Raw genomic sequence first — 23,516 nt, 5'->3', positions numbered from 1 at the left:
GGGTTTACACCCGACGCCTGCCAGGAAATACCCATGCCTACCGCCTTGCACACTCACCGATTGGAACTGCATCAGTTGCTGCCGGCGCTGCTCGAGCAAGGGCTGATAACCGCAGAGATGGCGCATTCACTGTCGACGGCGCCCGCCACCCGGCAACATCCTCTGGTAGGCATTGCAGCCCATGGGCTGTGCCTGGAGACCCTGACGCAATGGCTGGCCACGCACGTCGGGCAGCCGTATCTGCGTATCGACCCGCTCAAGATCGACGTGGCCACCGTGGTGCCGCTGATGTCCCATGCCTTTGCGCAGCGCCATGGGATCCTGGCGGTGGCCGTGGATGCGCAGACCGTCACCGTCGCCAGCGCCCAGCCCCATGTCCGCGACTGGGAAGCCGGGTTGGCGCAGGTGCTCAAGCGCTCGATCAAGCGCGTGGTCGCCAACCCCACGGCTATTGAACGCTGCATCGGCGAGTTCTACCGGTTGGCCAAATCCGTCAGCGGCGCCGATCAAAAAGCGACGGTGGCCGGCAACGTCGAACTGCTCAACCTCGGCGCCAGCGATCAGGAGCCGGATGCCAATGACGCGCATATCGTCACTATCGTCGACTGGCTGTTGCAGTACGCCTTCGAGCAGCGGGCCAGTGATATCCATGTCGAACCCTGCCGCGACCAAGGCCGCGTGCGTTTTCGCATCGACGGGCTGCTGCACGATGTGTATCAGTTTCCGCCTCAGGTCACGATGGCGGTGGTCAGCCGCCTCAAGAGCCTGGGCCGGATGAATGTGGCGGAAAAACGCAAACCCCAGGACGGCCGGGTCAAGACCAAAAGCCCGGCAGGCATTGAGGTGGAGCTGCGCCTTTCGACCTTGCCCACGGCGTTTGGTGAAAAACTGGTGATGCGGATTTTCGACCCACAGGTGCTGCTCAAGGATTTCGATCAGTTGGGTTTATCCCACGACGACCAACAACGCTGGCACGCCATGACCGGTCAGGCCAACGGCATCATTCTGGTCACCGGGCCAACCGGCTCCGGCAAGACCAGCACCCTCTACGCCACGCTCAAGCAACTGGCAACGCGCGAGGTCAACCTGTGCACAGTGGAGGACCCGATCGAAATGATTGAACCGGCCTTCAATCAGATGCAGGTGCAGCACAACATCGACCTGACGTTCGCCAGCGGTGTCCGCGCCCTGCTGCGCCAGGACCCGGACATCATCATGATCGGTGAGATCCGTGACCGGGAAACCGCAGAAATGGCGATTCAGGCCGCGTTGACCGGGCATCTGGTGCTGTCGACGCTGCATACCAATGATGCACCCAGTGCCATCAGCCGGTTGCAGGAACTGGGCATTGCTCATTATTTGATCAAAGCTACCCTTATAGGCGTGATGGCGCAGCGTTTGGTGCGGATTTTATGCCCGCATTGCAAACGTGCGGTGGGCACCGCCCATGAAGCTGTCGGCTGCGCAGAATGCCGTGACAGTGGTTATCGAGGCCGCGCCGGGCTCTACGAAATCATGCCGATGAACGAGGCGCTCAAGGCGCTGATCACTCCAGGTGCCGACGTGCAGGCTCTGCGCCGGGCCTCGGTGGAGCAAGGCATGCGCAGCCTGCGCATGGCCGGTGTCGACAAAGTGAACGCCGGGCTGACCACCCTGGCAGAGGTATTACGGGTAACGCCCGTAGATCTTGGGGATTCAGAAACAAATGATTTGATTGTTAGCCCGTGAAACCGTCCTTATCCGTGACCGGGCCGTTACAATCGGCCATACGTCGCATCACTGACACCATCAGATAGGGAATCGCTATGCAGATCGGAACCGTACTGCTTCTTTTCGTGGGTTTGGCCATTGCCATCCTGTTCATGGGTTTTAAAGTGGTGCCCCAAGGCTACCAGTGGACTGTCGAGCGTTTCGGCCGCTACACCAACACCCTCAAGCCTGGCCTGAACATCATTATTCCGATCATGGACCGCATCGGTCGCAAGATGAACGTGATGGAAAGCGTGCTGGATATTCCACCGCAGGAAGTGATCACCGCCGACAACGCCACCGTGCAAATCGACGCCGTGTGCTTCTTCCAGGTGGTCAACACCGCCCAGGCCGCCTACGAGGTCAACAACCTCGAGCACGCCATCCGCAACCTGCTGCAAACCAACATCCGCACCGTGCTTGGCTCCATGGAGCTGGACGCCATGCTGAGCCAGCGTGACGGCATCAACGAAAAACTGCTGCGCACCGTGGATGAAGCCACAGCGCCGTGGGGCATCAAGATCACCCGCATCGAGATCAAAGACATCAGCCCGCCTGCCGACCTGATGGCCGCCATGTCCGGCCAGATGAAAGCCGAGCGGATCAAACGCGCGCAAATCCTGGAAGCCGAAGGCCTGCGGGCATCGGCGATCCTGACGGCCGAAGGTAAAAAACAGGCGCAGATCCTTGAGGCCGAGGGCAGTCGCCAGGCGGCTTTCCTGGAATCCGAAGCCCGTGAGCGTCAGGCCGAGGCCGAAGCCCGTGCCACACAAGTGGTCTCCGAGGCCATCGCGTCGGGCAACGTGCAGGCGGTTAACTACTTCGTCGCGCAAAAATACATCGATGCCTTGGGCAAGCTGGCATCGGCCAACAACAGCAAAGTCATCCTGATGCCGCTGGAAGCCAGCCAGGTGATTGGCGCCGTCGGTGGCATCGGCGAAATCGTCAAGGCAACTTTCGACAACAAGAAAGGCTGAGGCAACTGCCATGTGGGATTTCCTGCAGCATCTGTCGTTCTGGGATTGGCTGGCACTGGGCACGGTACTGTTGATTCTTGAAGTATTCGGCGCCGGCGGTTACCTGCTGTGGATGGGCATCGCCGCTGCCGCTGTAGGCGTGATCAAGTTCCTGGTGCCGCCGCTCGGGCTGGAATGGCAACTGCTGTTGTTCGCCGTGCTGTCGATTTTGACCGCCGTCTATTGGTGGAAACGCCAGCGCAGCAGTGCCAAGGTCAGTGACCAGCCAGGGCTGAACATGCGTGGCTCGGAGCTGATCGGCCGTACGTTTATGGTGCATCAGGCCATTGTCGATGGCCGAGGCAAGATAAAAGTCGGTGATGGCGTGTGGATGGCCAACGGCCCGGACAGCCCTGTAGGGGCTCAAGTACGCGTCATTGGTCAGGACGGAGTGGTTTTACAGGTCGAAACGGTTTAGTCCGATAGGGAACTCAGCGGGGCCAACTATAATCAAACCGTTCAGATAACCCAGTCGGAGTCACCCATCATGCGTCTCAAATATGCTGTCGCAACCCTCGCTGTGCTTTCCCTTCCAGTCGGTTCAGCCATGGCCGACAGCTTCTGGCGTAATGTCATCTCATCGGGCGCTACTACCGGCTCGACGTACCTGACCTTCAAGGACCACAAGCTGGTGGTCGCCGCCCAGGACGACGCAGGCAGCTTTGTTGCCAGCGATGGCGGCATCCGCGGTCCATACCTGGAAGCCGCCATGCAGAAGGTCCGCGCTGACAACCCAGGCCTCAAGGCCACGGATATGGAGTTGGCCAACGCTATCCTCGCCAAAAATGCTGTGACCGAGTAAAACGCCTATAAAAAATGCCGCTCTTTGGGAGCGGCATTTTTTTGCTCGTAACATGACGATTCATTCACCCGTGACAGGCTATATTCAGTCGAACCGTGCAACCATGCGGTACTGATACGTTTATTACTCATCGCCTATCTGAAACGGATGCCTTCGTCGTTATGAGCCAACAGCCCTTTCTGCCGTTTTCCAAACCTACCATTGATGAAGCCACCATCTCGGCGGTCGGCGATGTACTGCGCTCGGGCTGGATCACCAGTGGGCCAAAAGTGCAGGCGTTCGAAGCACAGCTGTCGGAATACTTTGGTGGCCGCCCGGTGCGGACGTTCAACTCCGGCACCTGCACCATGGAAATTGCCCTGCGCATCGCCGGGATTGGCCCAGGGGATGAAGTCATCACCACGCCGATCTCCTGGGTCGCCACTGCCAACGTGATTCTGGAAGTCGGCGCCACGCCGGTATTTGCCGATATCGACCCGGTTACCCGCAATATCGATCTGGCCCAAGTGGAAGCTGCAATCACCCCACGTACCAAGGCGATCATTCCTGTGTACCTGGCGGGCCTGCCCCTGGATATGCCGATGCTGTATGCACTGGCCAACAAGTACAACCTGCGTATCGTCGAAGACGCCGCCCAGGCACTGGGTTCCAGCTGGGATGGCGAACGCATTGGCGCAACCGGCGACTTCGTATCCTTCAGTTTTCAGGCCAACAAGAACATCACCTCTTCCGAGGGCGGTTGCCTGGTATTGAACAATGCCGAAGAAGCCCGTCTGGCCGAGAAATATCGCCTGCAGGGCGTTACCCGCACGGGTTTCGACGGCCTGGACGTGGATGTGTTGGGTGGCAAGTTCAACATGACCGACATCGCTGCAGCCATCGGCCTGGGTCAGTTCGCTCATATCGAGAAGATCACTGCCCATCGCCAGAACTTGGCGCGCCACTACTTCAAATGCTTCGGCAGTGATTTCGAAGCGCAGTACGGCGCACAACTGCCGCCGGCAGACTTCGAAAACAGCAACTGGCACCTGTTCCAACTGGTATTGCCGGAGCGTCAGGATGGCAAGCCGGCACGCGCCACCTTCATGGAACAGATGCAGGCGCATGGCGTCGGTATTGGCTATCACTACCCGCCGATCCACCTGCTGAGCCTGTATCGGGCACAGGGTTTCAAGGAAGGCATGTTCCCGGTGTCGGAGCGTGTTGGGCGTTTGATCGTGTCGTTGCCGATGTTCACGGCGATGACAGAGGCGGACGTGGAGCGGTCTGTTGCGGCGGTTAAAGCAGTGTTGAAAGCGGGTTAAACAAAAAGCGTTGGCTTGCAACAATCAACTGTGGGAGCAGGCAAGCCAGCTCCCACATTGATTTGTGCCGTGGCAAGGCTCAGGGTTTACTCGCCGATGGCAGCTTTGTAACCCGCAGCATCCAGCAGTTTTTCCAGGTCGGCCGGGTTGCTTGGCTTGAGCTTGAAGATCCAGGCGCCGTAAGGGTCGGTGTTCAACAACTCAGGCTCGCCGCTCAGGGCGTCGTTCACCGCAATCACTTCGCCAGCAATCGGCGAGTAGATATCCGAGGCGGCTTTCACCGATTCCACTACACCCGCCTGATCTTCGGCAGCAAATACGTTGCCCACTTCCGTCAGCTCAACAAACACCACATCACCCAACGCTTCCTGTGCATGGTCGGAAATCCCGACGGTCACAGTGCCGTCGGCTTCCAGACGGGCCCATTCGTGACTTTCGGCAAAACGCAGGTCAGCTGGGATATCGCTCATAATCTGTGTCCTCAAGAAGAAATGTCAGCGGCCTTCGGCCTGCCGGAAATGTTAGATCAAGGTTTTGCCATGGCGTACGAAGGTCGGTTTGACCACTCGAACCGGGTACCACTTGCCGCGGATTTCCACTTCGGCCCGATCGGCGGTGGCCGTCGGTACGCGCGCCAGGGCAATGGATTTGCTCAGCGTAGGAGAGAAACTACCACTGGTGATCTCCCCTTCGCCAACATTGGCGATACGAACCACTTGGTGAGCGCGCAAAACTCCACGCTCCTCCAGTACCAGCCCGACCAATTTGTACTGCACACCCGCCGCCAGCTCTGCTTGCAGCGCGCTGCGGCCAATGAAGTTGCGACCGGCAGGTTCCCAGGCAATGCTCCAGGCCATGTTCGCCGCCAAGGGCGAAACCTGCTGGTGGATATCCTGGCCATACAGGTTCATGCCGGCTTCCAGGCGCAGGGTATCGCGAGCGCCAAGGCCAATGGGTGAAATACCCGCGCCCACCAGATCGTTGAAAAAACCCGGTGCCTGATCGGCAGGCAGGACAATCTCCAGGCCATCTTCACCGGTATAGCCGGTACGGGCGATAAACCAGTCGCCGTCAGCGTGGCCTTCAAAGGGTTTGAGCTGATGAATCAGGGTGCCGCGCGACTGGGTGACCAGCTCGGCGATTTTCTGCCGGGCGTGGGGCCCCTGAATGGCGAGCATGGCCAACTCGGACCGCTCCTGCAGTTGCACCGAATAGTTGCCCAGTTGCGCCTGCATCCAGGCCATGTCCTGGTCGCGGGTGGCTGCGTTGACCACCAGCCGGTAACCGGCTTCGGTGCGGTAGACGATCATGTCGTCCACCACGCCGCCCTGCTCGTTGAGCATGGCGCTGTAGAGCGCACGGCCGCAGCCATGCAAACGGTCGACATCATTGGCCAGCAGGTGCTGGAGCCATTCCTTGGCCTGAGGGCCGGTGACATCGATCACGGTCATATGGGATACATCGAACACCCCGCAGTCGCGTCGCACCTGATGGTGCTCTTCAACTTGCGAGCCGTAGTGCAGAGGCATATCCCAACCGCCAAAATCGACCATTTTCGCGCCGAGAGCGAGATGCAGGTCATACAGAGGCGTACGCTGTCCCATGGGTTTCTCCTTCCGGGCTTGGCGAAGGTGCGCGGAGCTGCTGTTTGCACTGAACGCCTTGAATTACAAGGCCTGCAGCCACGCCCAGCGACTCGCTCCGAAAGACGAAGCGCACCGAATGCCGCGCATTGTAGCCGCAAGCCGTAGGACTGGCACCTAACCGATTTGCCGCGCAGAGCGTCGGATCAAGCCGATGACCGGCAGCAGCCCCACCAGCACAAGGGTCAGCGCCGGCAACGAGGCTCGCGCCCATTCTCCTTCACTGGTCATTTCAAAAATGCGAACTGCCAGGGTGTCCCAGCCAAATGGGCGCATCAGCAAGGTTGCGGGCATTTCCTTGAGCACATCGACGAACACCAGCAACGCCGCGCTCAACGTGCCCGGCAGCAATAACGGCAGATACACTTTGCAAAACAGTCGTGGCCCGCTCACTCCGAGACTGCGTGCCGCTTCGGGCAAAGACGGGCGGATTCGCGCCAGGCTGTTTTCCAACGGCCCGTAAGCCACCGCCAGAAAGCGCACCAGATACGCCAGCACCAGTGCCGACAGGCTGCCAAGCAGCAAGGGCTTACCCGCGCCGCCGAGCCAGCCCGACAGCGGCACCACCAGCTCTCGGTCCAGGTAGCTGAACGCCAACATGATCGACACTGCCAGCACCGAGCCCGGCAGCGCATAGCCGACATTAGCCAGGCTTATACCGGAGCGAATCGCCCGGGTCGGCGCCAGCCGGTTGGCAAAGGCCAGTATCAGCGCCACGCTGACCGTGATCAGCGCGGCAATACCGCCCAGGTAAAGGGTGTGGACGATCAGGCCGGTGTAGCGCTCATCCAGGTCAAAGCGGCCACGCTGCCAAAACCAGGCGACCAGTTGCAGCAAGGGGATGACAAAGGCGCAGGCGAACACCACACCGCACCACGTGCTGGCCGCTGCCGCCTTGAACCCACGCAGGTGATACAGCGCCTGGCCCCGTGGCCGCTCATTGCTCGGGCGGCTGGCACCACGGGCACGCCGTTCGCCGTACAGCACCAGCATCACCACCAGCAGCAACAGGCTGGCGAGTTGGGCGGCGCTGGACAGGCTGAAAAAGCCATACCAGGTTTTGTAGATGGCGGTGGTGAAGGTGTCGAAGTTGAACACCGAAACCGCGCCGAAATCCGCCAGGGTTTCCATCAGGGCCAGGGCCACGCCGGCTCCAATCGCCGGCCGCGCCATGGGCAGCGCGATGCGCCAGAACGCCTGCCAGGGCGATTGCCCCAGCACCCGCGCCGCTTCCATCAGGCCTTTACCCTGGGCCAGAAACGCGGTGCGTGCCAGCAGGTAGACGTAGGGGTAGAACACCAGCACCAACACGATGATCACGCCGCTGGTGGAGCGCACGCGCGGCAGCCGCAGGCCGGTGCCGAACCATTCACGCAGCAGGCTTTGCACCGGGCCGGCGAAATCCAGCAGGCCGACAAACACAAAAGCCAGTACGTAGGCGGGAATGGCAAAAGGCAGCATCAAGGCCCAATCAAGCCAGCGCCGCCCGGGAAACTCGCAGAGGCTGGTCAGCCAGGCCAGGCTTACGCCCAGCAGCGTCACCCCCACTCCCACGCCCAGCACCAGGGTGAGGGTATTGCCCAGCAGGCGTGGCATCTGGGTGTCCCACAGGTGCGACCAGATTTGCGCGTCGATACTTTGCCAGGACAGCAACAGCACGCTCAGCGGCAGCAGCACCAGGGCGGCGACACTGAAGACCGGCAGGTACCAGCGGCGTTGGGCGGGGTGGGCCAAGGGCTAGCTCTCAGGGTGGTAAAAAATTCAAGTTGAATACAACGCAATGTGGGAGCTGGCTTGCCTGCGATAGCATCACCTCGGAGTGTCAGTTACACCTGGGTGATGCTATCGCAGGCAAGCCAGCTCCCACACAAGCCCGCTCCCACATTTAGTTCGGCGCTTGCCTGCAAATTGTAGTCAGTTCCAGCCGGCGCGATCCATCAGGCGGATAGCCTCAGCCTGGCGCTTGCCTGCCACTTCCACCGGCAAGGTATCGGCCACGAACTTGCCCCAGGTCGCCACTTCCGCCGATGGCGGCACCGCCGGGTTGGCCGGGAATTCCTGGTTCACGTCGGCGAAGATCTGCTGCGCTTCAGGCGTGGTCATCCACTCCACCAATGCCTTGGCCGCTTCCGGGTGCGGTGCGTGCCGGGTCAGGCCAATGCCCGACAGGTTCACGTGCACGCCACGGTCGCCCTGGTTCGGCCAGAACAGTTTTACCGCCAAATCCGGCTTCTGCTTGTGCAGGCGGCCGTAGTAGTAGGTGTTGACGATGCCCACGTCGCATTGCCCGGCGTTGATCGCCTCCAGCACGGCGACGTCGTCGGAGAACACGTCGGTGGACAGGTTGTTGACCCAGCCTTTGACGATTTCTTCGGTCTTGGCCGCGCCATGGGTTTCGATCAGGGTGGCGGTCAGCGACTGGTTGTAGACCTTTTTCGCCGTGCGCAGGCACAGGCGGCCTTCCCATTGTTTGTCGGCCAGGGCTTCGTAAGTGGTCAGGTCACCCGGCTTAACACGGGCAGTGGAATAGGCGATGGTCCGCGCACGCAGGCTCAAGCCGGTCCAGGCGTGGTTCGAGGAGCGATATTGCAGCGGAATATTTTTGTCGATCACCGCCGAGGTGAATGGCTGCAGGATGCCCATTTGCTCAGCCTGCCAAAGGTTGCCGGCGTCGACGGTGAGCAACAGGTCGGCGGTGGCGTTCTCGCCTTCGGCCTTGATGCGCTGCATCAGCGGGGCTTCCTTGTCGGTGATGAACTTCACCTGCACGCCGGTCTTTTTGGTGTAGGCATCGAACACCGGCTTGATCAGTTCGTCGATGCGCGAGGAGTAGACCACGACTTCGTCGGCTGCCTGCACGGTGGTGCTGCCGATAAGGGTGAGTGCCAGGGCAGTCAGGAGGCGCTTGGGTGCCAACATGGGTGCGGTCTCTCATTTGCAAAAAGAGGGCAAATGATAAGGACTCACATTTGGTAGCGCTTGGTGGAGGCGTTACGAGATGTTGCACAGCGCTTTCCCTTGTGGGAGCGAGCTTGCTCGCGAAGGCGTCGTGTCAGTCGATACATGTGTAACTGATACACCGCTTTCGCGAGCAAGCCCGCTCCAACAGGGGACGCATTGCAATTCAGGGTTTGGCCAGTTCCGGGAGGTCGCCGGTCAGGCCGAGGGCCTGACGGACGAAGACGGCTTTGGCTTCGGGCATCTGGTCGACGATTTTCAGCCCGGTGTTGCGCAACCAGCGCAACGGCAACGGGTCGGCCTGGAACAAGCGTTCAAAGCCTTCCATGGCCGCCATCAGCGCCAGGTTGTGTGGCATGCGCCGACGTTCGTAGCGGCTCAGTACCTTCACATCAGCCAGGCGCTCACCGCGTTCGGTGGCTGCCAGCAGCACCTCGGCCAGCACCGCCGCATCGAGGAAACCCAGGTTCACGCCCTGCCCCGCCAGCGGGTGGATCACGTGGGCCGCGTCGCCAATCAACGCCAGACCTTCGGCCACATAGCGTTTGGCGTGTCGTTGGCGCAATGGCACGCACACACGTGGATCGGCGCTGATCACCGTGCCGAGCCGCCCTTCAAAGGCGCGCTCCAGCTCACGGCAGAAGTTTTCGTCGTCCAGCGCCATCAGGCGCTCGGATTCGGCCGGGGTAGTCGACCAGACGATCGAGCACCAGTCTTCCTGGCCATCGCGCACCAGTGGTAGAAACGCCAGCGGGCCAGTGTCGGTAAACCGCTGCCATGCCGTGCGCTGATGGGGTTGGCTGCTGCGCACGCTGGTGACGATGGCGTTATGCAGGTAATCCCACTCACGGGTCGCTGTGCCGGTCAGGCGGCGCACGGCGGAGTTGGCGCCATCGGCGGCGACCACCAGCGGCGCACGCAGTTTACGGCCGTCAGCCAGGGTCAACAGCCAGTCATCGCCGGAGCGGCGCATCTGTTCCAGGCGGGCATTGGCCAGCAGGCCCAGGTCGCAGTCATGCAGGCGGTCGAGCAGCGCGTCCTGAACCACGCGGTTCTCGACGATATGTCCGAGCACTTCGGCGTGCACACTGGCCGCCGAGAAGTGGATCTGCCCGGTGCCGCTGCCGTCCCACACTTGCATCTCGCCATAGGGGCTGGCGCGCCGCGACACAATGCCGTCCCACACGCCGAGGCGCTCAAGGATGCGCTGGCTGGCGGCCGACAAGGCACTCACCCGTGGCTCGAAGGCAGCCGTAGGGTCAAATGGCTTGACGCTCAGCGCGCTGCCGTCGAGCAGCAGCACCTGCAGGCCACTGCCCTGCAACGCCAGCGCCAGGGCGCTTCCGACCATTCCGGCCCCGACAATCAGCACATCTGCGCGCATGTCCATGCTTTAAGCCTGCTTTGCTGGCGGCTTGCGCCGCACGTAAAGGGTTTTGTCGACCCGCGCCACCAGGGTGCCGGAGCCGTCATGAATCTCGACCTTGAGGTGGGGCAGGTACTTCTCGCCACCTTGGGTTTGCCGGCGAATCTCGTCCAGCAAGGCGTCGTCGATGGAAAATTCGGCGTATACCGGGCCTTTGCCTGGCGACACGAAGTCGATGCTCGCAGCCTTGTCCCACACGATGTAGTCGCGACCCAGGTTTTCCATCAACAGCAACATGTAGAACGGGTCGACCATCGAATACAGGCTGCCGCCGAATTGCGTGCCGACATAGTTGCGGTTGTACCAGCCCAGGCCCATGCGCACTTTGACATGACGAAAGTCAGCGCTCATGTGCTGCACGCTTATCCCCGCCCCGAGATAGGGCGGATAAAGGGTCATGACCCAACGCAACAGCCGCGCTTTACCCAAACGTTGAATCAACCACTTACGCATCGGGGCGCGTTCCCAGGCCCATGGCCTGACGAGCAAACCAGCGTTTGGCCGGCGGTAAAAGGTCCAGGCCGAGCAGGCCCATGTTGCGGCCCAAAGCCACTAACGGCTGGGCACTGCCAAACAGGCGCGTAACTTGATCGGAGAAACCCACCGTGAGTTTCTGGTCCAGATGCTGGCTTTCGCGGTAACGCTGCAAGGTCGCCAAGTCACCCGGCACCGCCGGCCCGGCCAGCAAGGCTTCGGCCAAGGCATTGGCATCGCGCAGGGACAGGTTGAACCCCTGCCCGGCAATCGGGTGCAGGCTGTGGGCGGCATTGCCGAGGATCGCCAGGTGCGAGCGCACTTGTTCTTCGGCTTCCACCAACGTCAGCGGGTACAGGTGCCGTGCGCCGACTTGCTTGAGGGTGCCCAGGCGGTAGCCGAACACGCCCTGCAGTTCGCTCAAGAAACTGCGCTCATCGAGGTTGGCCAAACGCTGGGCGTCCATGCCGATGCGTGTCCACACCAGCGCGCAGCGGTTGTCCGGCAACGGCAACAGGGCCATCGGGCCTTCATCGGTAAAACGCTCGAAGGCCTCACCGTTGTGAGCTTCGCTTGGGGTGATGTTGGCGATCAGCGCGCTCTGGTTGTACGGGCGGGTTTTCACGCCAATACCTAACTGCTCGCGCAAACCGGAGCGGCCGCCATCGGCCAATACCGCCAGGTCGCAGTCCAGCACGGTTTCATCGTTGAGGGTCAGGCGATAGCCGTCGGGCAGCGGCTCCATACGTGTGACTTCCGCCGGGCAGCGCCAGCTCACCACCTCTTTGTCCAGGCCTTGCCACAGGCACTGGCCGAGCCAGGCGTTTTCCACCACATAGCCGAGGGCCGGCACGCCTTCTTCCATGGCGGACAAGCGCGCAGTGGAGAACCGCCCCCGGTCCGACACATGAATCTGCTTGATCGGCTCGGCGCGGCGCGAGATGTCCTGCCACACACCCAGGCGCTGATAGATCTGCCGCGCTCCATAGGAGAGCGCCGAAGAACGCGCATCGTAGCTCGGCTGGTAAGTGTCACCCGGCGCGAACGGTTCGATCAGCACGATCTTCCAACCCCGCGCCTTGGCACCGGCCTGCAGCGCTAACGCCAGGCTGGCGCCCACCAGGCCGCCGCCGATAATCGCCAGGTTGACCCGGCTCATCGGGCAGCCGCCATCAGCGCTTCGATCTCGGCGACGGTTTTGGGGACGCCGCCGGTCAGAATCTCACAGCCTTGCTTGGTCACTATCACGTCGTCCTCGATGCGTACGCCAATGCCACGCCATTTCTTTGCCACATTCTGGTTGTCCGGCGAAATATAAATCCCCGGCTCCACGGTCAACGCCATGCCGACTTCCAGCACACGCCATTCACCGCCCACCTTGTATTCGCCCACATCGTGCACATCCATGCCCAGCCAGTGGCCGGCGCGGTGCATATAAAAGGCACGGTAGGCTTCGCTGGCGATCAGCTCGTCGACGTCACCTTGCAGCAACCCCAGCCTCACCAGCCCGGCGGTGATGACCTGCACGGTCGCCTCGTGGGCCTGGTTCCAATGTTTGTTCGGCGCAATCTGGGCAAAGGCGGCTTCCTGGGAGGCCAGCACAATCTCGTAGATCGCCTTTTGTTCGGGCGAAAACTTGCCGCTGACCGGCCACGTGCGCGTGATATCGCTGGCGTAGCAGTCGATCTCACAACCGGCGTCGATCAGCACCAGGTCGCCGTCCTTGAGCAGCGCGTCATTCTGCTGGTAGTGCAGGATGCAGCTGTTGCGCCCGGCGGCGACGATGGAGCCGTAGGCCGGCATCTTCGCACCGCCCTTGCGGAACTCGTAATCCAGCTCGGCTTCGAGGCTGAATTCATACAGCCCGGCGCGGCTGGCCTGCATCGCCTTGACGTGGGCCGCGCAGGAAATACGCGCGGCCTCGCGCATCACCTTCACTTCTGCCGCCGACTTATACAGGCGCATGTCGTGAAGCAGATGATCCAGGGCAACAAATTCGTTCGGCGGCTGGGCGCCCAAGTGCGCTTTGGAACGGATCACGTTGATCCATTCCATCACATGCCGGTCGAATTCGGCGTTGCTGCCCATGGCCGAATACACCCGGTCGCGGCCTTCGATCAGGCCGGGCAGGATGTCGTCGATATCGGTGATGGGGAACGCGTCGTCAGCGCCAAAGTCGCGAATGGCGCCTTCAGTACCGGCGCGCAGGCCGTCCCACAATTCGCGTTCGGCGTTGCGCTCGCGGCAGAACAACACGTACTCGCCATGCTGGCGACCGGGCATCAGCACGATCACCGCTTCGGGTTCAGGGAAGCCGCTCAGGTACTGGAAGTCGCTGTCCTGGCGGTAGACATGCTCGACATCACGGTTGCGGACGGCCACGGCGGCGGCCGGCAGGATCGCGATGCTGTTGGGTTCCATCTGCGCCATGAGCGCCTTGCGGCGACGGGTGTATTCCGCTTTCGGGATATGAATCATGGGCAAATGGGTTTCCTTGCTTAGTGCAGCGACGGCTTGGGTGCGGCTGGCTCAGCGGATTTTTTGGTCTCGGTGAACAGCAGCAGCGGCGCGACACGCAGGTATTCCATCACTTCCATATAGTCGCCTTCGCCGTCCTCGGACTCTTCCAGGGCATCTTGCACCTGGGAGATGGCCGCCAGGTCTTGCAACACTTCTTTGGCGTCGGTGCTCAGCTCCAGGCCACCGGCATTTACGCCAAAGCCGTGCAGGAAGCCCTGGCACCATTGGCCCAGTGCGGCGGCGCGTTCGGTGAGCGGCGCGTCGTCGGTCGGCAGCAGCAGGACCACGGTGACGTCATCACCGGTCAGTTCGCCCTTGACCATCTCTTGCAGGCCGATCAGTGCGTTACGCACGTTCTCGGTGGGTTCGGTTTCCAGCAGCTCGGCCACATCGGCCAGCCAGTTGTCGGCATCGAAGCCAACACCCGTGCAACTGCGGCCCAACAGCACGCCGTGCAGTTCGGCAGGCGAGCAAGGATGACCGCTGGAGCTCAGCAGTTTGGAAAAAGCGTCGTACGGGGAGTTCTGAATAGGCATGGTGAGCTAGGCGCCAGACGGCGCAATGTCTAGAATGAAGCGCTGTATCCTAGCACCGGCAGACGTACCAAGACTATCGAGGGCGTCAGATCGTTTATCCTGAAGTTGCCATTCATCAGACAAATCCAGTGGAACCCAATGGAAGACACCGACCTGCAAGCGCTGATGGCCAGACTCGAACTGCTAATTGATCGGGTCGAGCAACTTAAGAGTCAAAACGGACTCCTATTAGCTCAGGAAAAGACCTGGCGCGAGGAACGCGCTCACCTCATTGAAAAAAACGAAATCGCCCGGCGTAAGGTCGAATCGATGATTTCGCGCCTGAAGGCCCTGGAGCAAGACTCATGAGTTCAAGCAATAGCGTTACCGTGCAGATCCTCGACAAAGAATATTCGATCATCTGCCCGCAGGAAGAACGCAGCAATCTGGTGAGTGCTGCCCGCTACCTGGACGGCAAGATGCGTGAAATCCGCAGCAGCGGCAAAGTCATCGGCGCCGACCGTATCGCCGTGATGGCCGCGCTGAACATCACCCACGACCTGCTGCATAAGCAGGAACGGCCTGACGTGCAGGCCAGCGGCTCGACACGTGAGCAGGTGCGCGACCTGCTCGAACGCGTGGATCTGGCACTTTCTACCGATCCAGAGCCACCCAAGGGCTGAATGACGCGTCTGTTTAAGGTATACTCGCCTCACTCCCTGGCGTGTTTGCCAGTCGGCGATGTCCCTGAGCCGATTCGCACTACCCTGGAAGTTGCACGTTGGGCTGGTGTGCATGTCCGCTAGACGGAAAGCCTTAAAGCCTACTGCATCTTCCACCTTGAACTTTCGGGTTCAAGGGCTAAGTCGACAGCGGCTCTGTCGGGGAGCCTGAATTCCAAAACTCAATGCCAGTCTCAGGACTGGCATTGTTTTATGAGCCGAACAACCATGACCGAACCTGCGCCGCTTTCCCGTCCGCAACTTCGACGCATGTTGCGCAAAGCCCGCCGCGCCCTTACGCCGAGCGAGCAGCGCAAGGCTGCCCACGGCCTGTATCGGCAACTGGCACAGCACCCGCTGTTTCGCCGGGCCAAACATATCTCTTTATATCTACCCACGGACGGTGAAATCGATCCGCGCCTGCTGCTGCGCGCTGCCCAGCGCCGGGGCAAGGCCACTTATCTGCCAGTACTCAGTGCCTGGCCGCGCACCAAGATGGTGTTTCAGCGCGTGCGGCCTGGGGATAAGTTATTGCCCAACCGCTTTCGCATCCTTGAGCCGCACGTCAATGCCAACCGCCAGCGCAACGTCTGGGCGCTGGACCTGGTGCTGTTGCCGCTGGTGGGCTTCGATGATGTGGGTGGACGCCTGGGCATGGGCGGTGGGTTTTATGACCGCAGCCTGGCCTACCTGGCTCGGCGCAAAAACTGGCGCAAACCCACGTTGCTGGGCCTGGCCCATGAATGCCAGAAGGTCGACCGTTTGGCGCAGGCGAGCTGGGATGTGCCATTGGCTGGCACGGTCACCGATAAGAAATGGTATGTCGCAGAAACGTCGCTGGAACCAGCGACGCCTTAAAAAGAAGTGTTAACGCTTGAACGGTTGTGGCTGCTGCTGAGCCAGTTCAACCGGTGCATCGGTCTTGTTCGACCACAAGCTCTGGGCATACCCGGTGGTCACGACGCCCAGACCAAACAAAATAACCAAAATCCATAGTAAATCCGGTTTACGTTGCATCGATTGCCCCCCTTCAGGCACCTCGTACACGATGACAACAACGTTCCAAAGTAGTCCGTTGCAGCTGCGCCAAGCTTAAAAGCGGGCATTCTGCGGTAACGTGACCCAACACGCAAACCTTGACGCCAACCGACTGTCGGTTTGTCATGGAATTGCCTGACAACTTACCCAATGCCTTTTTCAGGAGCCCAAAAATGGCCTACTGGCTGATGAAATCCGAGCCCGACGAACTGTCCATCAAAGGCCTGGAAAAGCTCGGTGAAACGCGCTGGGACGGCGTGCGCAACTATCAGGCACGCAACTTTTTGCGAGCCATGGCGGTTGGTGATGAGTTTTTCTTCTACCACTCCAGCTGCCCTGAGCCGGGCATTGCCGGTATCGGCAAAATTGTCGAGGCGGCCTATCCGGACCCGACCGCGCTGGAGCCCGAAAGCCACTACTTCGATGCCAAAGCCACGCCGGAGAAAAACCCGTGGACAGCACTCAACGTGGCCCACGTCGAGACATTTCCAAAGGTGCTGGGCCTTGGTTACCTGAAACAACAAACCGCCCTCGCCGAATTGCCGCTGGTGCAAAAAGGCAGTCGACTGTCGGTGATGCCGGTAACGGCCGAACAATGGGCAGCGGTACTCGCCCTGCGCTGAAAAGGCAGAACCCTGCGGTCACACCTGTGATGCAAGCATCTTCACGCCAAGAGGGTTAGGCTTGCGCTTCATTTGACCGGTATCAAGAGCCTTCGGGCGGTATCGGTCAAACTAGGATGCTAATGCCGCAGGATGCCGTCATGTCTACGAATCACACTATGTCGCGCCTTTTCGCCGTTGCGCTGATCACCTTGTTGCTGGGTGCCGGCGGGTTCGGTTATTGGCGATCGACTCAGGACCGCCTGCCCGAAGGCTTGAGCATGGGCAATGGCCGCCTGGAATCCACCGAAGTACAGATCGCCGCCAAGATCCCCGGGCGCCTGGCCGACGTGCGCGTGGATGAAGGCGACAAGGTGCTCAAAGGCCAATTGCTCGCACGCATGGACACCCGCACCCTCGAAGCCCAGCGCGCCCAGGCCGAAGCCGAAGTGCTGCGCGCCAAGGAGAACTTCGCCGCCGCAGAGGCCAACGTGCAGTTGCGTCAGAGCGAGCAATTGCTGGCCAACCAGGAACTCAGACGCACCCAGGAGCTGTACAAGCGCGGCTTTGCCAGCAGCCAGTTGATCGACCAGCAGCAAGCACGCCAGAACACCGGCAATGCGGCCGTGATCGCAGCGCAGGCTCAGGTCAACGCGGTGAAAGCGGCCATCGGCGCGGCGCAGGCCCAGGTGGCCCAGCTCACCAGCGAAATCGACGACAGCAGCCTGCGCGCGCCCATCGACGGCATCATTCAATTGCGCCTGGCTGAACCGGGTGAAGTGCTCGGCGCGGGCGGCAGAGTTTTACTGCTGATTGACCCGAATGATCAGTACATGAACCTGTACCTGCCCGCCTCCGTCACCGGCCGCCTCACCGTCGGCAGCGACGCACGCATCCTGCTCGACGCCCTGCCCCAGCAACCGTTGCCGGCGAAAATCAGCTTTGTCGCGGCCAAATCGCAATTCACCCCCAAAGAGGTAGAGACCCGCGACGAGCGCCAGAAACTGGTGTTCCGCGTCAAGCTGCGCCTGACCCAACCCAGCGCCGTGCCGCAAGCCAAACCGGGCATGCCCGGCGCGGGTTATGTGCGCACGGCTGATATCGACTGGCCGGCCAACCTGCAATGAGCGGCCTGGCGCTGCACGCCACCGGCATCCACCACCGTTACGGCAAGCAACAAGCACTGGTCGACATCGCCTTCAGCCTGCCGGCCGGCACCCGCTGCGGGTTGATCGGCCCGGACGGCGCGGGCAAGTCGAGTTTGCTGGGGCTGATCGCCGGGGTTAAGAAACTGCAGGCAGGCCAGCTTGAGGTGCTTGGCGGCGCCATCGAAGATCGCCGCCACCGCAATAGCCTGTACCCGCGCATCGCGTTTATGCCTCAAGGTCTGGGCGGCAACTTGTATCCTGAGTTGTCCATCAGCGAAAACATCCGTTTCTTTGCCACGCTGTTCGGCCTGTCCAAAGCCGATTGCGAGCAGCGCATGCACAACCTGCTGCTGGCCACCGACCTTGCGCGCTTCGCAGAACGCCCGGCGGGCAAGTTGTCCGGCGGCATGAAACAAAAGCTCGGCCTGTGCTGCGCGCTGATCCACGACCCGGATTTGTTGATTCTCGACGAGCCCACCACCGGCGTCGACCCACTGTCGCGCCGGCGTTTCTGGGAGCTGGTCGACACCGTGCGCAGCGAGCGCCCACAGCTGACGCTGCTGGTGGCCACCGCCTACATGGAAGAGGCCGAGCAGTTCGAACATTGCCTGATGCTCGATCGCGGCAAGCTGATCGCCGACGGCCTGAGCCGCGAACTGGCAGCCGTTACACCCAGCGGCAAACTCGATGAGGCCTTTACTCACTTCCAGGGTGACAGCGCCCACAACAACCAGCCGCTGGTGATCCCGCCGCGCGAAAGTGGCAACACGGATATCGCCATCGAAGCCCACGACCTGACGCTGCGCTTTGGGGATTTTACGGCGGTGAACAAGGTCAGCTTTGCGATTGGCCGCGGTGAGATCTTCGGCTTTCTCGGTTCCAACGGCTGCGGCAAAACCACCACCATGAAAGTCCTCACCGGGCTGATGCCGGCCACCGAAGGCAGTGCCACGCTGCTGGGCAACCCGGTGAATGCCAAGGACCTGGCCACCCGCAAGCGCGTGGGCTTTATGTCGCAAAGCTTTTCGCTGTATGGCGAACTCAGCGTGCGCCAGAACCTGGTGCTGCATGCGCAACTGTTCGACTTGCCCAAGGCCGACAGCGGCCCGCGTATCGACGAGCTGATCCAGCGCTTCGACCTCGGTGAAGTGGCCGAGCAACCCTCCGGCGAGTTACCCCTGGGCCTGCGTCAGCGCCTCTCACTGGCGGTGGCGGTGCTGCATCGCCCGGAAGTGCTGATCCTCGATGAGCCGACCTCGGGCGTCGACCCGGCGGCGCGGGATGATTTCTGGCGGTTGCTGATCGAGCTGTCCCGCGAGCAAGGCGTGACGATCTTTCTGTCCACTCACTTTATGAACGAGGCCCAGCGCTGCGACCGCATCTCGCTGATGCACGCGGGCAGAGTGCTGGCTTGCGACACACCCGACGCACTGCAACAGCACTTCCACGGCGACACATTGGAGGCCGCGTTCGTCACCTGCCTGGAGCAGGCCCAGGGCGAACCCGAACCTGCCGCGCCGAACAAAACCGTCAGCGAAAGCAGCACGCCGCCCACCCGCAAACGCGGGTTCAGCATCGCGCGCCTGTTGGCCGTCGCCAGCCGCGAAGGCAAGGAACTGCTGCGCGACAAAGTGCGCATGGCCTTCGCTCTGCTCGGGGCGATGTTCATGATGGTGATCTTCGGCTACGGCATTTCCCTGGACGTGGAAAACCTCGCCTTCGCCGTCTACGATCAGGACCAGACCCCGCAAAGCCGTGCCTACCTGGAGGCCTTCCGTAGCTCGCGCTACTTCGCCGAACAAGCACCGATCCGCGATGCCAATGAACTGCACCGGCGCCTGCAACGTTCGGAAATCAAACTGGCGCTGGAAATTCCGCCCGGCTTTGGCCGCGACCTGTACGCCGGCCGCCAACCCACCGTGGCTGCGTGGATCGATGGCGGCATGCCGTTTCGCGCCGAAACCAGCCGTAACTACGTCGAAGCGGTGCACCAGGGCAATCTGCAACAACTGGCCGAACTGAGCAGCCTGCCCCGTAGCCCCCAAGCTGCCGCCAAGCTGGAAACGCGCTTTCGCTACAACCAGGATGTGGTCAGTGTGAACGCCATCGGCCCCGGCGTGATGGCGCTGATCCTGGCGTTTATCCCGGCAATGCTCACCGCGCTGGGCATCGTGCGTGAAAAGGAGCTCGGGTCGATCACCAACTTCTACGCCACGCCGCTGACGCGCCTGGAGTTTCTGCTGGGCAAACAGGCGCCGTACCTGGCGGTGAGCCTGGTCAACCTGGCGCTGCTGGTGGCGATGAACCGCTGGCTGTTCGGCGTGCCCTTCAAGGGCAGCGCCTTGGCGCTCGGGGTCGGCGGCCTGTTGTATGTACTCGCCACCACGAGCATGGGCCTGCTGATTTCCGCCTTCACGCGCACCCAGATCGCGGCGATCCTCGGCACCATGATCATCACCAGCCTGCCGACCATCCAGTTCTCCGGGTTGATCGTGCCGCGCTCGTCGCTGGAAGGCGCGGCCGCGCTGATGGGCATGTTGTTCCCCGCCGGGCACTTTCTGGATATCGCCGTGGGCACCTTCACCAAGGCCCTGGACCTGCGCCAGTTGTGGCCGCAATGCCTGGCGCTGTTCGGGTTTTTCGTCGGGTTCACCGGGCTGAGCCTGATCATGCTCAAGAAGCAGGAGGCCTGATGAACAAGCTCGCTCATATCCTGCGCCTGGGCCTCAAGGAACTCACCAGCCTGCGTCACGACAGCGTGTTGCTGCTGTTTCTGGCCTACGCCTTCACGGTCGCGATCTACATGCCCGCCGCCGGTTCGGTGATTGGCGTGCACAACGCCAGCGTGGCCTTTATCGATGAAGACCAGAGCGCGCTGTCGCGGCAGATGGCCGAGGCGTTGCAGCCACCGGAGTTTCAGCCGCCTGCCCCACTGGCCTACGACCAATTGGACACGGTCATGGACAGCGGCGAATACACCTTCGTGATCAATGTGCCGGCCAACTTCCAGGCGGACCTGTTGGCCGGGCGTCAGCCGGGCGTGCAGGTAAACGTCGATGCCACGGCGATGAGCCAGGCATTTATGGGCGCAGGCTATATCGGCCGGATTTTCCAGCGTGAGTTGCAGCGCTACGGCGGGCAACCCGACGCGGCGGGCAAGGTGCCTGCGCAGTTGACCACACGGGCGCTGTTCAACACCAACCTGGAAGGCGGTTGGTTTTTGGCGGTGATCCAGATCGTCAACAACATCACCATCCTGGCCATCGTGCTCACCGGCACGGCGCTGCTGCGCGAACGTGAACACGGCACGCTCGACCATTTGCTGGTGCTGCCGCTGACCGCGCTGGAAATCATGCTGGCAAAAATCTGGAGCAACATGCTGGTGGTGGTGCTGTGCACGTGGCTGTCGCTGGAGCTGGTAGTCAAAGGTTTGCTCGGCGTGCCGCTGGCCGGGTCCCTGAGCCTGTTTTTGCTGGTGACGGCGCTGTACCTGTTTGCGAGCACGGCACTGGGGATCTTCCTCGCCACCCTTGCGCGTTCGACGCCGCAGTTTGGGTTGCTGGCAATTCCGGTGATTATTCCAATGCTGCTTCTGTCTGGCGGCAGTACGCCATTGGACAGCATGCCCGAGTGGTTGCAATGGGTGATGCAGGGCTCGCCGTCGACGCACTTTGTGAGTTTGAGTGCGGCGATTTTGTTTCGCGATGCGGGCGTGGGTGTGGTGTGGCCGGATTTGCTGGCGTTGGTGGGGATTGGGTTGGTGTTTTTTGCGGTGGCGTTGGCCAGGTTCAGGAAGAGCCTGGCTTCTTGAGGTGCCTGTAAGGGCCTCTTCGCGAGCAAGCCCGCTCCCACCGTTGGAATGCATTCGCCTGTGGGAGCGGGCTTGCCCGCGATCGTCGCGTAGCGACTTACTGGATGATCAGGTTGTTGAAGAGCAGGTCTTCGACCACCGGCTTGCCAGTCTCATCGTTCATGACTTGCTGGGTTTGCTTCAGGGCTTCCTGGCGCAGCTTTTCTTTGCCTTCGACCGTGCTCATGGCTTCGTTGGTCTGCTGGGTAAAAAGCGCCACCAGTTGGTTACGAATCAGCGGGTCGTTGGCTTTGACGGCCGCGGCCGCTTCAGGCCCGGTCACGCGCAGGGCGATGTCGGCCTTGTAGACCCGCAGTTTTGCCGTGCCATCCAGGCCGTAGTTGCCCACAAAGGGTGGGGTCAGGCTGATATAGCTGACCTTCGGCGCCTCGCCTTCTTTCGCTTCTTCGGCCTGGGCTGCCATCGGCAAGGTCAGGGCGAGCATCAACAGGATCCACGCTTTCACAGTTCATTCCTCGAATTCGGTTGCCGGGTAGCATAACGCTAGCAAGGCTGAGTACAAGCTTATGGCGACTTATCAGGGCCGGGCATGCTCGTTGACCCACGGGCGTACCCTCCTACACTTATCGGTCACGACGCCAAAAGGAATAGTCCGATGAAAGCTGTGCTGTGCAAAGCCTTCGGCCCCGCCGAAACCCTGGTGCTGGAAGAGATCGCCAGCCCCGCGATCAAGAAGAACGAAATCCTGCTGGACGTGCACGCGGCCGGGGTAAATTTCCCGGACACCTTGATCATCGAGGGCAAGTACCAGTTCAAACCGCCCTTCCCGTTTTCGCCGGGTGGCGAAGCGGCGGGGGTGGTCAGCGAAGTGGGTGAAAAGGTCAGCCACCTCAAAGTCGGTGACCGGGTCATGGCCCTGACCGGGTGGGGCAGCTTTGCCGAACAGGTCGCGGTGCCGGGCTATAACGTGCTGCCGATCCCGCCGAGTATGGATTTCAACACCGCCGCCGCCTTCAGCATGACCTACGGCACCTCGATGCATGCGCTGAAGCAACGCGCCAACCTGCAACCCGGCGAAACCCTGCTGGTGCTCGGCGCCTCCGGCGGTGTGGGCCTGGCCGCCGTGGAAATCGGCAAAGCCATGGGCGCCCGGGTGATTGCCGCCGCCAGCAGCGCCGACAAACTCGCCGTGGCCAAGGCGGCCGGCGCGGACGAGCTGATCAACTACAGCGAAGCCAGCCTCAAGGATGAAATCAAGCGCCTGACCGACGGCAATGGTGTCGACGTGATCTACGACCCCGTCGGCGGCGACCTGTTTGACCAGGCCGTGCGCGGCATTGCCTGGAACGGCCGCCTGCTGGTGGTGGGTTTCGCCAGCGGGCGCATTCCCGAGCTGCCGGTGAACCTGGCGCTGCTCAAGGGCGCGTCGGTGGTCGGGGTGTTCTGGGGGTCGTTCGCCCAACGCCAGCCGCAGGACAATGCGGCGAACTTCCAGCAGTTGTTCACCTGGTATGGCGAGGGCAAGTTGAAGCCGTTGGTGTCGCAGGTGTATCCGCTTGAGCAGGCCGCGCAGGCGATCAATGACCTGGGGCAACGCAGGGCTGTGGGCAAAGTCGTGGTCCAGACCCGCTGAATGCGGTTCATGTGGTCCATGTGGGAGCTGGCTTGCCTGCGATAGCGGTGAGTCAGCTCACACAGCTGCTACTGATAGACCGCTATCGCAGGCAAGCCAGCTCCCACAGTTGATCTCTTCGGTCTTAAGACCCGATACCGACCCACACTTATCTA

At 61.4% G+C, this 23,516-nt stretch carries 24 protein-coding genes and 1 other RNA gene; 14 read left to right on the top strand and 11 right to left on the bottom strand.

Translation table 11 applies throughout. The features are described from left to right. Positions 1-33: 33 nt before the first annotated feature. The 5 genes from AOA59_RS16765 (at position 34) to AOA59_RS16745 (ending at position 4,871) form a co-directional block, all read left to right on the top strand. Positions 34-1,728, top strand: a complete 1,695-nt coding sequence (locus AOA59_RS16765) for a GspE/PulE family protein (RefSeq protein WP_099488377.1) — start codon at positions 34-36, stop codon at positions 1,726-1,728. Positions 1,729-1,805: 77 nt separating this feature from the next. After that, entirely contained in the window at positions 1,806-2,726 is a 921-nt protein-coding gene (locus tag AOA59_RS16760; protein ID WP_065931834.1) for an SPFH domain-containing protein, read from the top strand. Positions 2,727-2,736: 10 nt separating this feature from the next. Continuing rightward, positions 2,737-3,183 (top strand): NfeD family protein, encoded by a 447-nt coding sequence (locus AOA59_RS16755; protein WP_065931835.1) that lies wholly within the window; start codon positions 2,737-2,739, stop codon positions 3,181-3,183. Between the two features lie 69 nt (positions 3,184-3,252). Then, positions 3,253-3,567, top strand: a complete 315-nt coding sequence (locus tag AOA59_RS16750; protein WP_043046966.1) for a DUF2388 domain-containing protein — start codon at positions 3,253-3,255, stop codon at positions 3,565-3,567. 161 nt (positions 3,568-3,728) lie between these two features. Then, positions 3,729-4,871 carry a DegT/DnrJ/EryC1/StrS aminotransferase family protein gene (locus AOA59_RS16745; protein WP_056860748.1) on the top strand — a complete coding sequence of 381 codons (1,143 nt, stop codon included), beginning with the start codon at positions 3,729-3,731 and terminating at the stop codon, positions 4,869-4,871. A gap of 86 nt (positions 4,872-4,957) precedes the next feature. On the opposite strand, the gene gcvH is transcribed toward AOA59_RS16745, so the two are convergent. The 9 genes from gcvH to AOA59_RS16700 form a co-directional block, all read right to left on the bottom strand. Next, positions 4,958-5,341: a glycine cleavage system protein GcvH gene (gcvH, locus tag AOA59_RS16740; RefSeq protein WP_065931836.1), complete on the bottom strand. Its 384-nt coding sequence runs from the start codon at positions 5,339-5,341 to the stop codon at positions 4,958-4,960. A gap of 51 nt (positions 5,342-5,392) precedes the next feature. Further along, positions 5,393-6,475, bottom strand: a complete 1,083-nt coding sequence (gene gcvT, locus AOA59_RS16735; protein ID WP_065931837.1) for a glycine cleavage system aminomethyltransferase GcvT — start codon at positions 6,473-6,475, stop codon at positions 5,393-5,395. A gap of 156 nt (positions 6,476-6,631) precedes the next feature. Beyond that, on the bottom strand, positions 6,632-8,248 hold the full coding sequence (locus AOA59_RS16730; RefSeq protein WP_099488375.1) for an iron ABC transporter permease: 1,617 nt from the start codon (positions 8,246-8,248) through the stop codon (positions 6,632-6,634). 180 nt (positions 8,249-8,428) lie between these two features. Then, positions 8,429-9,433, bottom strand: coding sequence for an extracellular solute-binding protein (locus AOA59_RS16725; protein ID WP_099488373.1), 1,005 nt, complete (start codon positions 9,431-9,433; stop codon positions 8,429-8,431). A gap of 205 nt (positions 9,434-9,638) precedes the next feature. Beyond that, complete coding sequence (locus tag AOA59_RS16720) at positions 9,639-10,856, bottom strand: 2-octaprenyl-3-methyl-6-methoxy-1,4-benzoquinol hydroxylase (protein ID WP_178076268.1); 1,218 nt, start codon at positions 10,854-10,856, stop codon at positions 9,639-9,641. A gap of 9 nt (positions 10,857-10,865) precedes the next feature. Next, the gene (locus AOA59_RS16715; RefSeq protein ID WP_058421186.1) at positions 10,866-11,351 is read right to left on the bottom strand and encodes a DUF4442 domain-containing protein; all 486 of its coding nucleotides are present in this window, start codon (positions 11,349-11,351) and stop codon (positions 10,866-10,868) included. Next, entirely contained in the window at positions 11,344-12,531 is a 1,188-nt protein-coding gene (gene ubiH, locus AOA59_RS16710) for a 2-octaprenyl-6-methoxyphenyl hydroxylase (RefSeq protein ID WP_099488369.1), read from the bottom strand. Before ubiH ends, AOA59_RS16715 begins: the two co-directional genes overlap by 8 nt. Next, positions 12,528-13,850, bottom strand: coding sequence for a Xaa-Pro aminopeptidase (gene pepP / locus AOA59_RS16705; RefSeq protein WP_099488367.1), 1,323 nt, complete (start codon positions 13,848-13,850; stop codon positions 12,528-12,530). The genes ubiH and pepP overlap by 4 nt, the downstream gene beginning before the upstream one ends. A gap of 20 nt (positions 13,851-13,870) precedes the next feature. Next, the gene (locus AOA59_RS16700; RefSeq protein ID WP_017135268.1) at positions 13,871-14,428 is read right to left on the bottom strand and encodes a YecA family protein; all 558 of its coding nucleotides are present in this window, start codon (positions 14,426-14,428) and stop codon (positions 13,871-13,873) included. Positions 14,429-14,566: 138 nt separating this feature from the next. On the opposite strand from AOA59_RS16700, the gene AOA59_RS16695 reads away from it, so the two are divergent. The 4 genes from AOA59_RS16695 (at position 14,567) to AOA59_RS16680 (ending at position 15,987) form a co-directional block, all read left to right on the top strand. Beyond that, positions 14,567-14,776: a TIGR02449 family protein gene (locus AOA59_RS16695; RefSeq protein ID WP_003177365.1), complete on the top strand. Its 210-nt coding sequence runs from the start codon at positions 14,567-14,569 to the stop codon at positions 14,774-14,776. Continuing rightward, the gene (locus AOA59_RS16690) at positions 14,773-15,090 is read left to right on the top strand and encodes a cell division protein ZapA (RefSeq protein ID WP_065931843.1); all 318 of its coding nucleotides are present in this window, start codon (positions 14,773-14,775) and stop codon (positions 15,088-15,090) included. The genes AOA59_RS16695 and AOA59_RS16690 overlap by 4 nt, the downstream gene beginning before the upstream one ends. Positions 15,091-15,120: 30 nt before the next feature. Next, a non-coding RNA gene (gene ssrS, locus AOA59_RS16685) (6S RNA) lies at positions 15,121-15,299 on the top strand. A 58-nt stretch (positions 15,300-15,357) separates the two neighbouring features. Further along, complete coding sequence (locus AOA59_RS16680) at positions 15,358-15,987, top strand: 5-formyltetrahydrofolate cyclo-ligase (protein ID WP_065931844.1); 630 nt, start codon at positions 15,358-15,360, stop codon at positions 15,985-15,987. A gap of 9 nt (positions 15,988-15,996) precedes the next feature. Here AOA59_RS16680 and AOA59_RS32670 read toward each other — a convergent pair whose 3' ends face one another. Next, positions 15,997-16,146: a hypothetical protein gene (locus AOA59_RS32670; protein WP_010207387.1), complete on the bottom strand. Its 150-nt coding sequence runs from the start codon at positions 16,144-16,146 to the stop codon at positions 15,997-15,999. Positions 16,147-16,340: 194 nt separating this feature from the next. On the opposite strand from AOA59_RS32670, the gene AOA59_RS16670 reads away from it, so the two are divergent. The 4 genes from AOA59_RS16670 (at position 16,341) to AOA59_RS16655 (ending at position 21,728) form a co-directional block, all read left to right on the top strand. Continuing rightward, positions 16,341-16,790, top strand: coding sequence for an EVE domain-containing protein (locus AOA59_RS16670; RefSeq protein WP_056860757.1), 450 nt, complete (start codon positions 16,341-16,343; stop codon positions 16,788-16,790). A gap of 140 nt (positions 16,791-16,930) precedes the next feature. Then, positions 16,931-17,896: an HlyD family secretion protein gene (locus tag AOA59_RS16665; RefSeq protein WP_099488629.1), complete on the top strand. Its 966-nt coding sequence runs from the start codon at positions 16,931-16,933 to the stop codon at positions 17,894-17,896. Next, positions 17,893-20,610 (top strand): ribosome-associated ATPase/putative transporter RbbA, encoded by a 2,718-nt coding sequence (gene rbbA / locus AOA59_RS16660; protein ID WP_099488366.1) that lies wholly within the window; start codon positions 17,893-17,895, stop codon positions 20,608-20,610. The genes AOA59_RS16665 and rbbA overlap by 4 nt, the downstream gene beginning before the upstream one ends. After that, positions 20,610-21,728 (top strand): ABC transporter permease, encoded by a 1,119-nt coding sequence (locus AOA59_RS16655; RefSeq protein ID WP_099488364.1) that lies wholly within the window; start codon positions 20,610-20,612, stop codon positions 21,726-21,728. Before rbbA ends, AOA59_RS16655 begins: the two co-directional genes overlap by 1 nt. Before the next feature lie 97 nt (positions 21,729-21,825). Here AOA59_RS16655 and AOA59_RS16650 read toward each other — a convergent pair whose 3' ends face one another. Next, positions 21,826-22,233 carry a flagellar basal body-associated protein FliL gene (locus AOA59_RS16650; protein WP_056860760.1) on the bottom strand — a complete coding sequence of 136 codons (408 nt, stop codon included), beginning with the start codon at positions 22,231-22,233 and terminating at the stop codon, positions 21,826-21,828. 150 nt (positions 22,234-22,383) lie between these two features. Between AOA59_RS16650 and AOA59_RS16645 the strand changes: the two genes are divergently transcribed. Then, complete coding sequence (locus tag AOA59_RS16645) at positions 22,384-23,361, top strand: NADPH:quinone oxidoreductase family protein (protein ID WP_099488362.1); 978 nt, start codon at positions 22,384-22,386, stop codon at positions 23,359-23,361. The last annotated feature ends 155 nt before the right edge of the window (positions 23,362-23,516 follow it).

The sequence above is a fragment of the Pseudomonas sp. 2822-15 genome, assembly GCF_002742515.1.
Lineage (GTDB): Bacteria > Pseudomonadota > Gammaproteobacteria > Pseudomonadales > Pseudomonadaceae > Aquipseudomonas > Aquipseudomonas salomonii.
The sequence above is the reverse complement of the archived record's forward strand: the minus strand, read 5'-3'. Positions and strand labels throughout refer to the sequence as shown.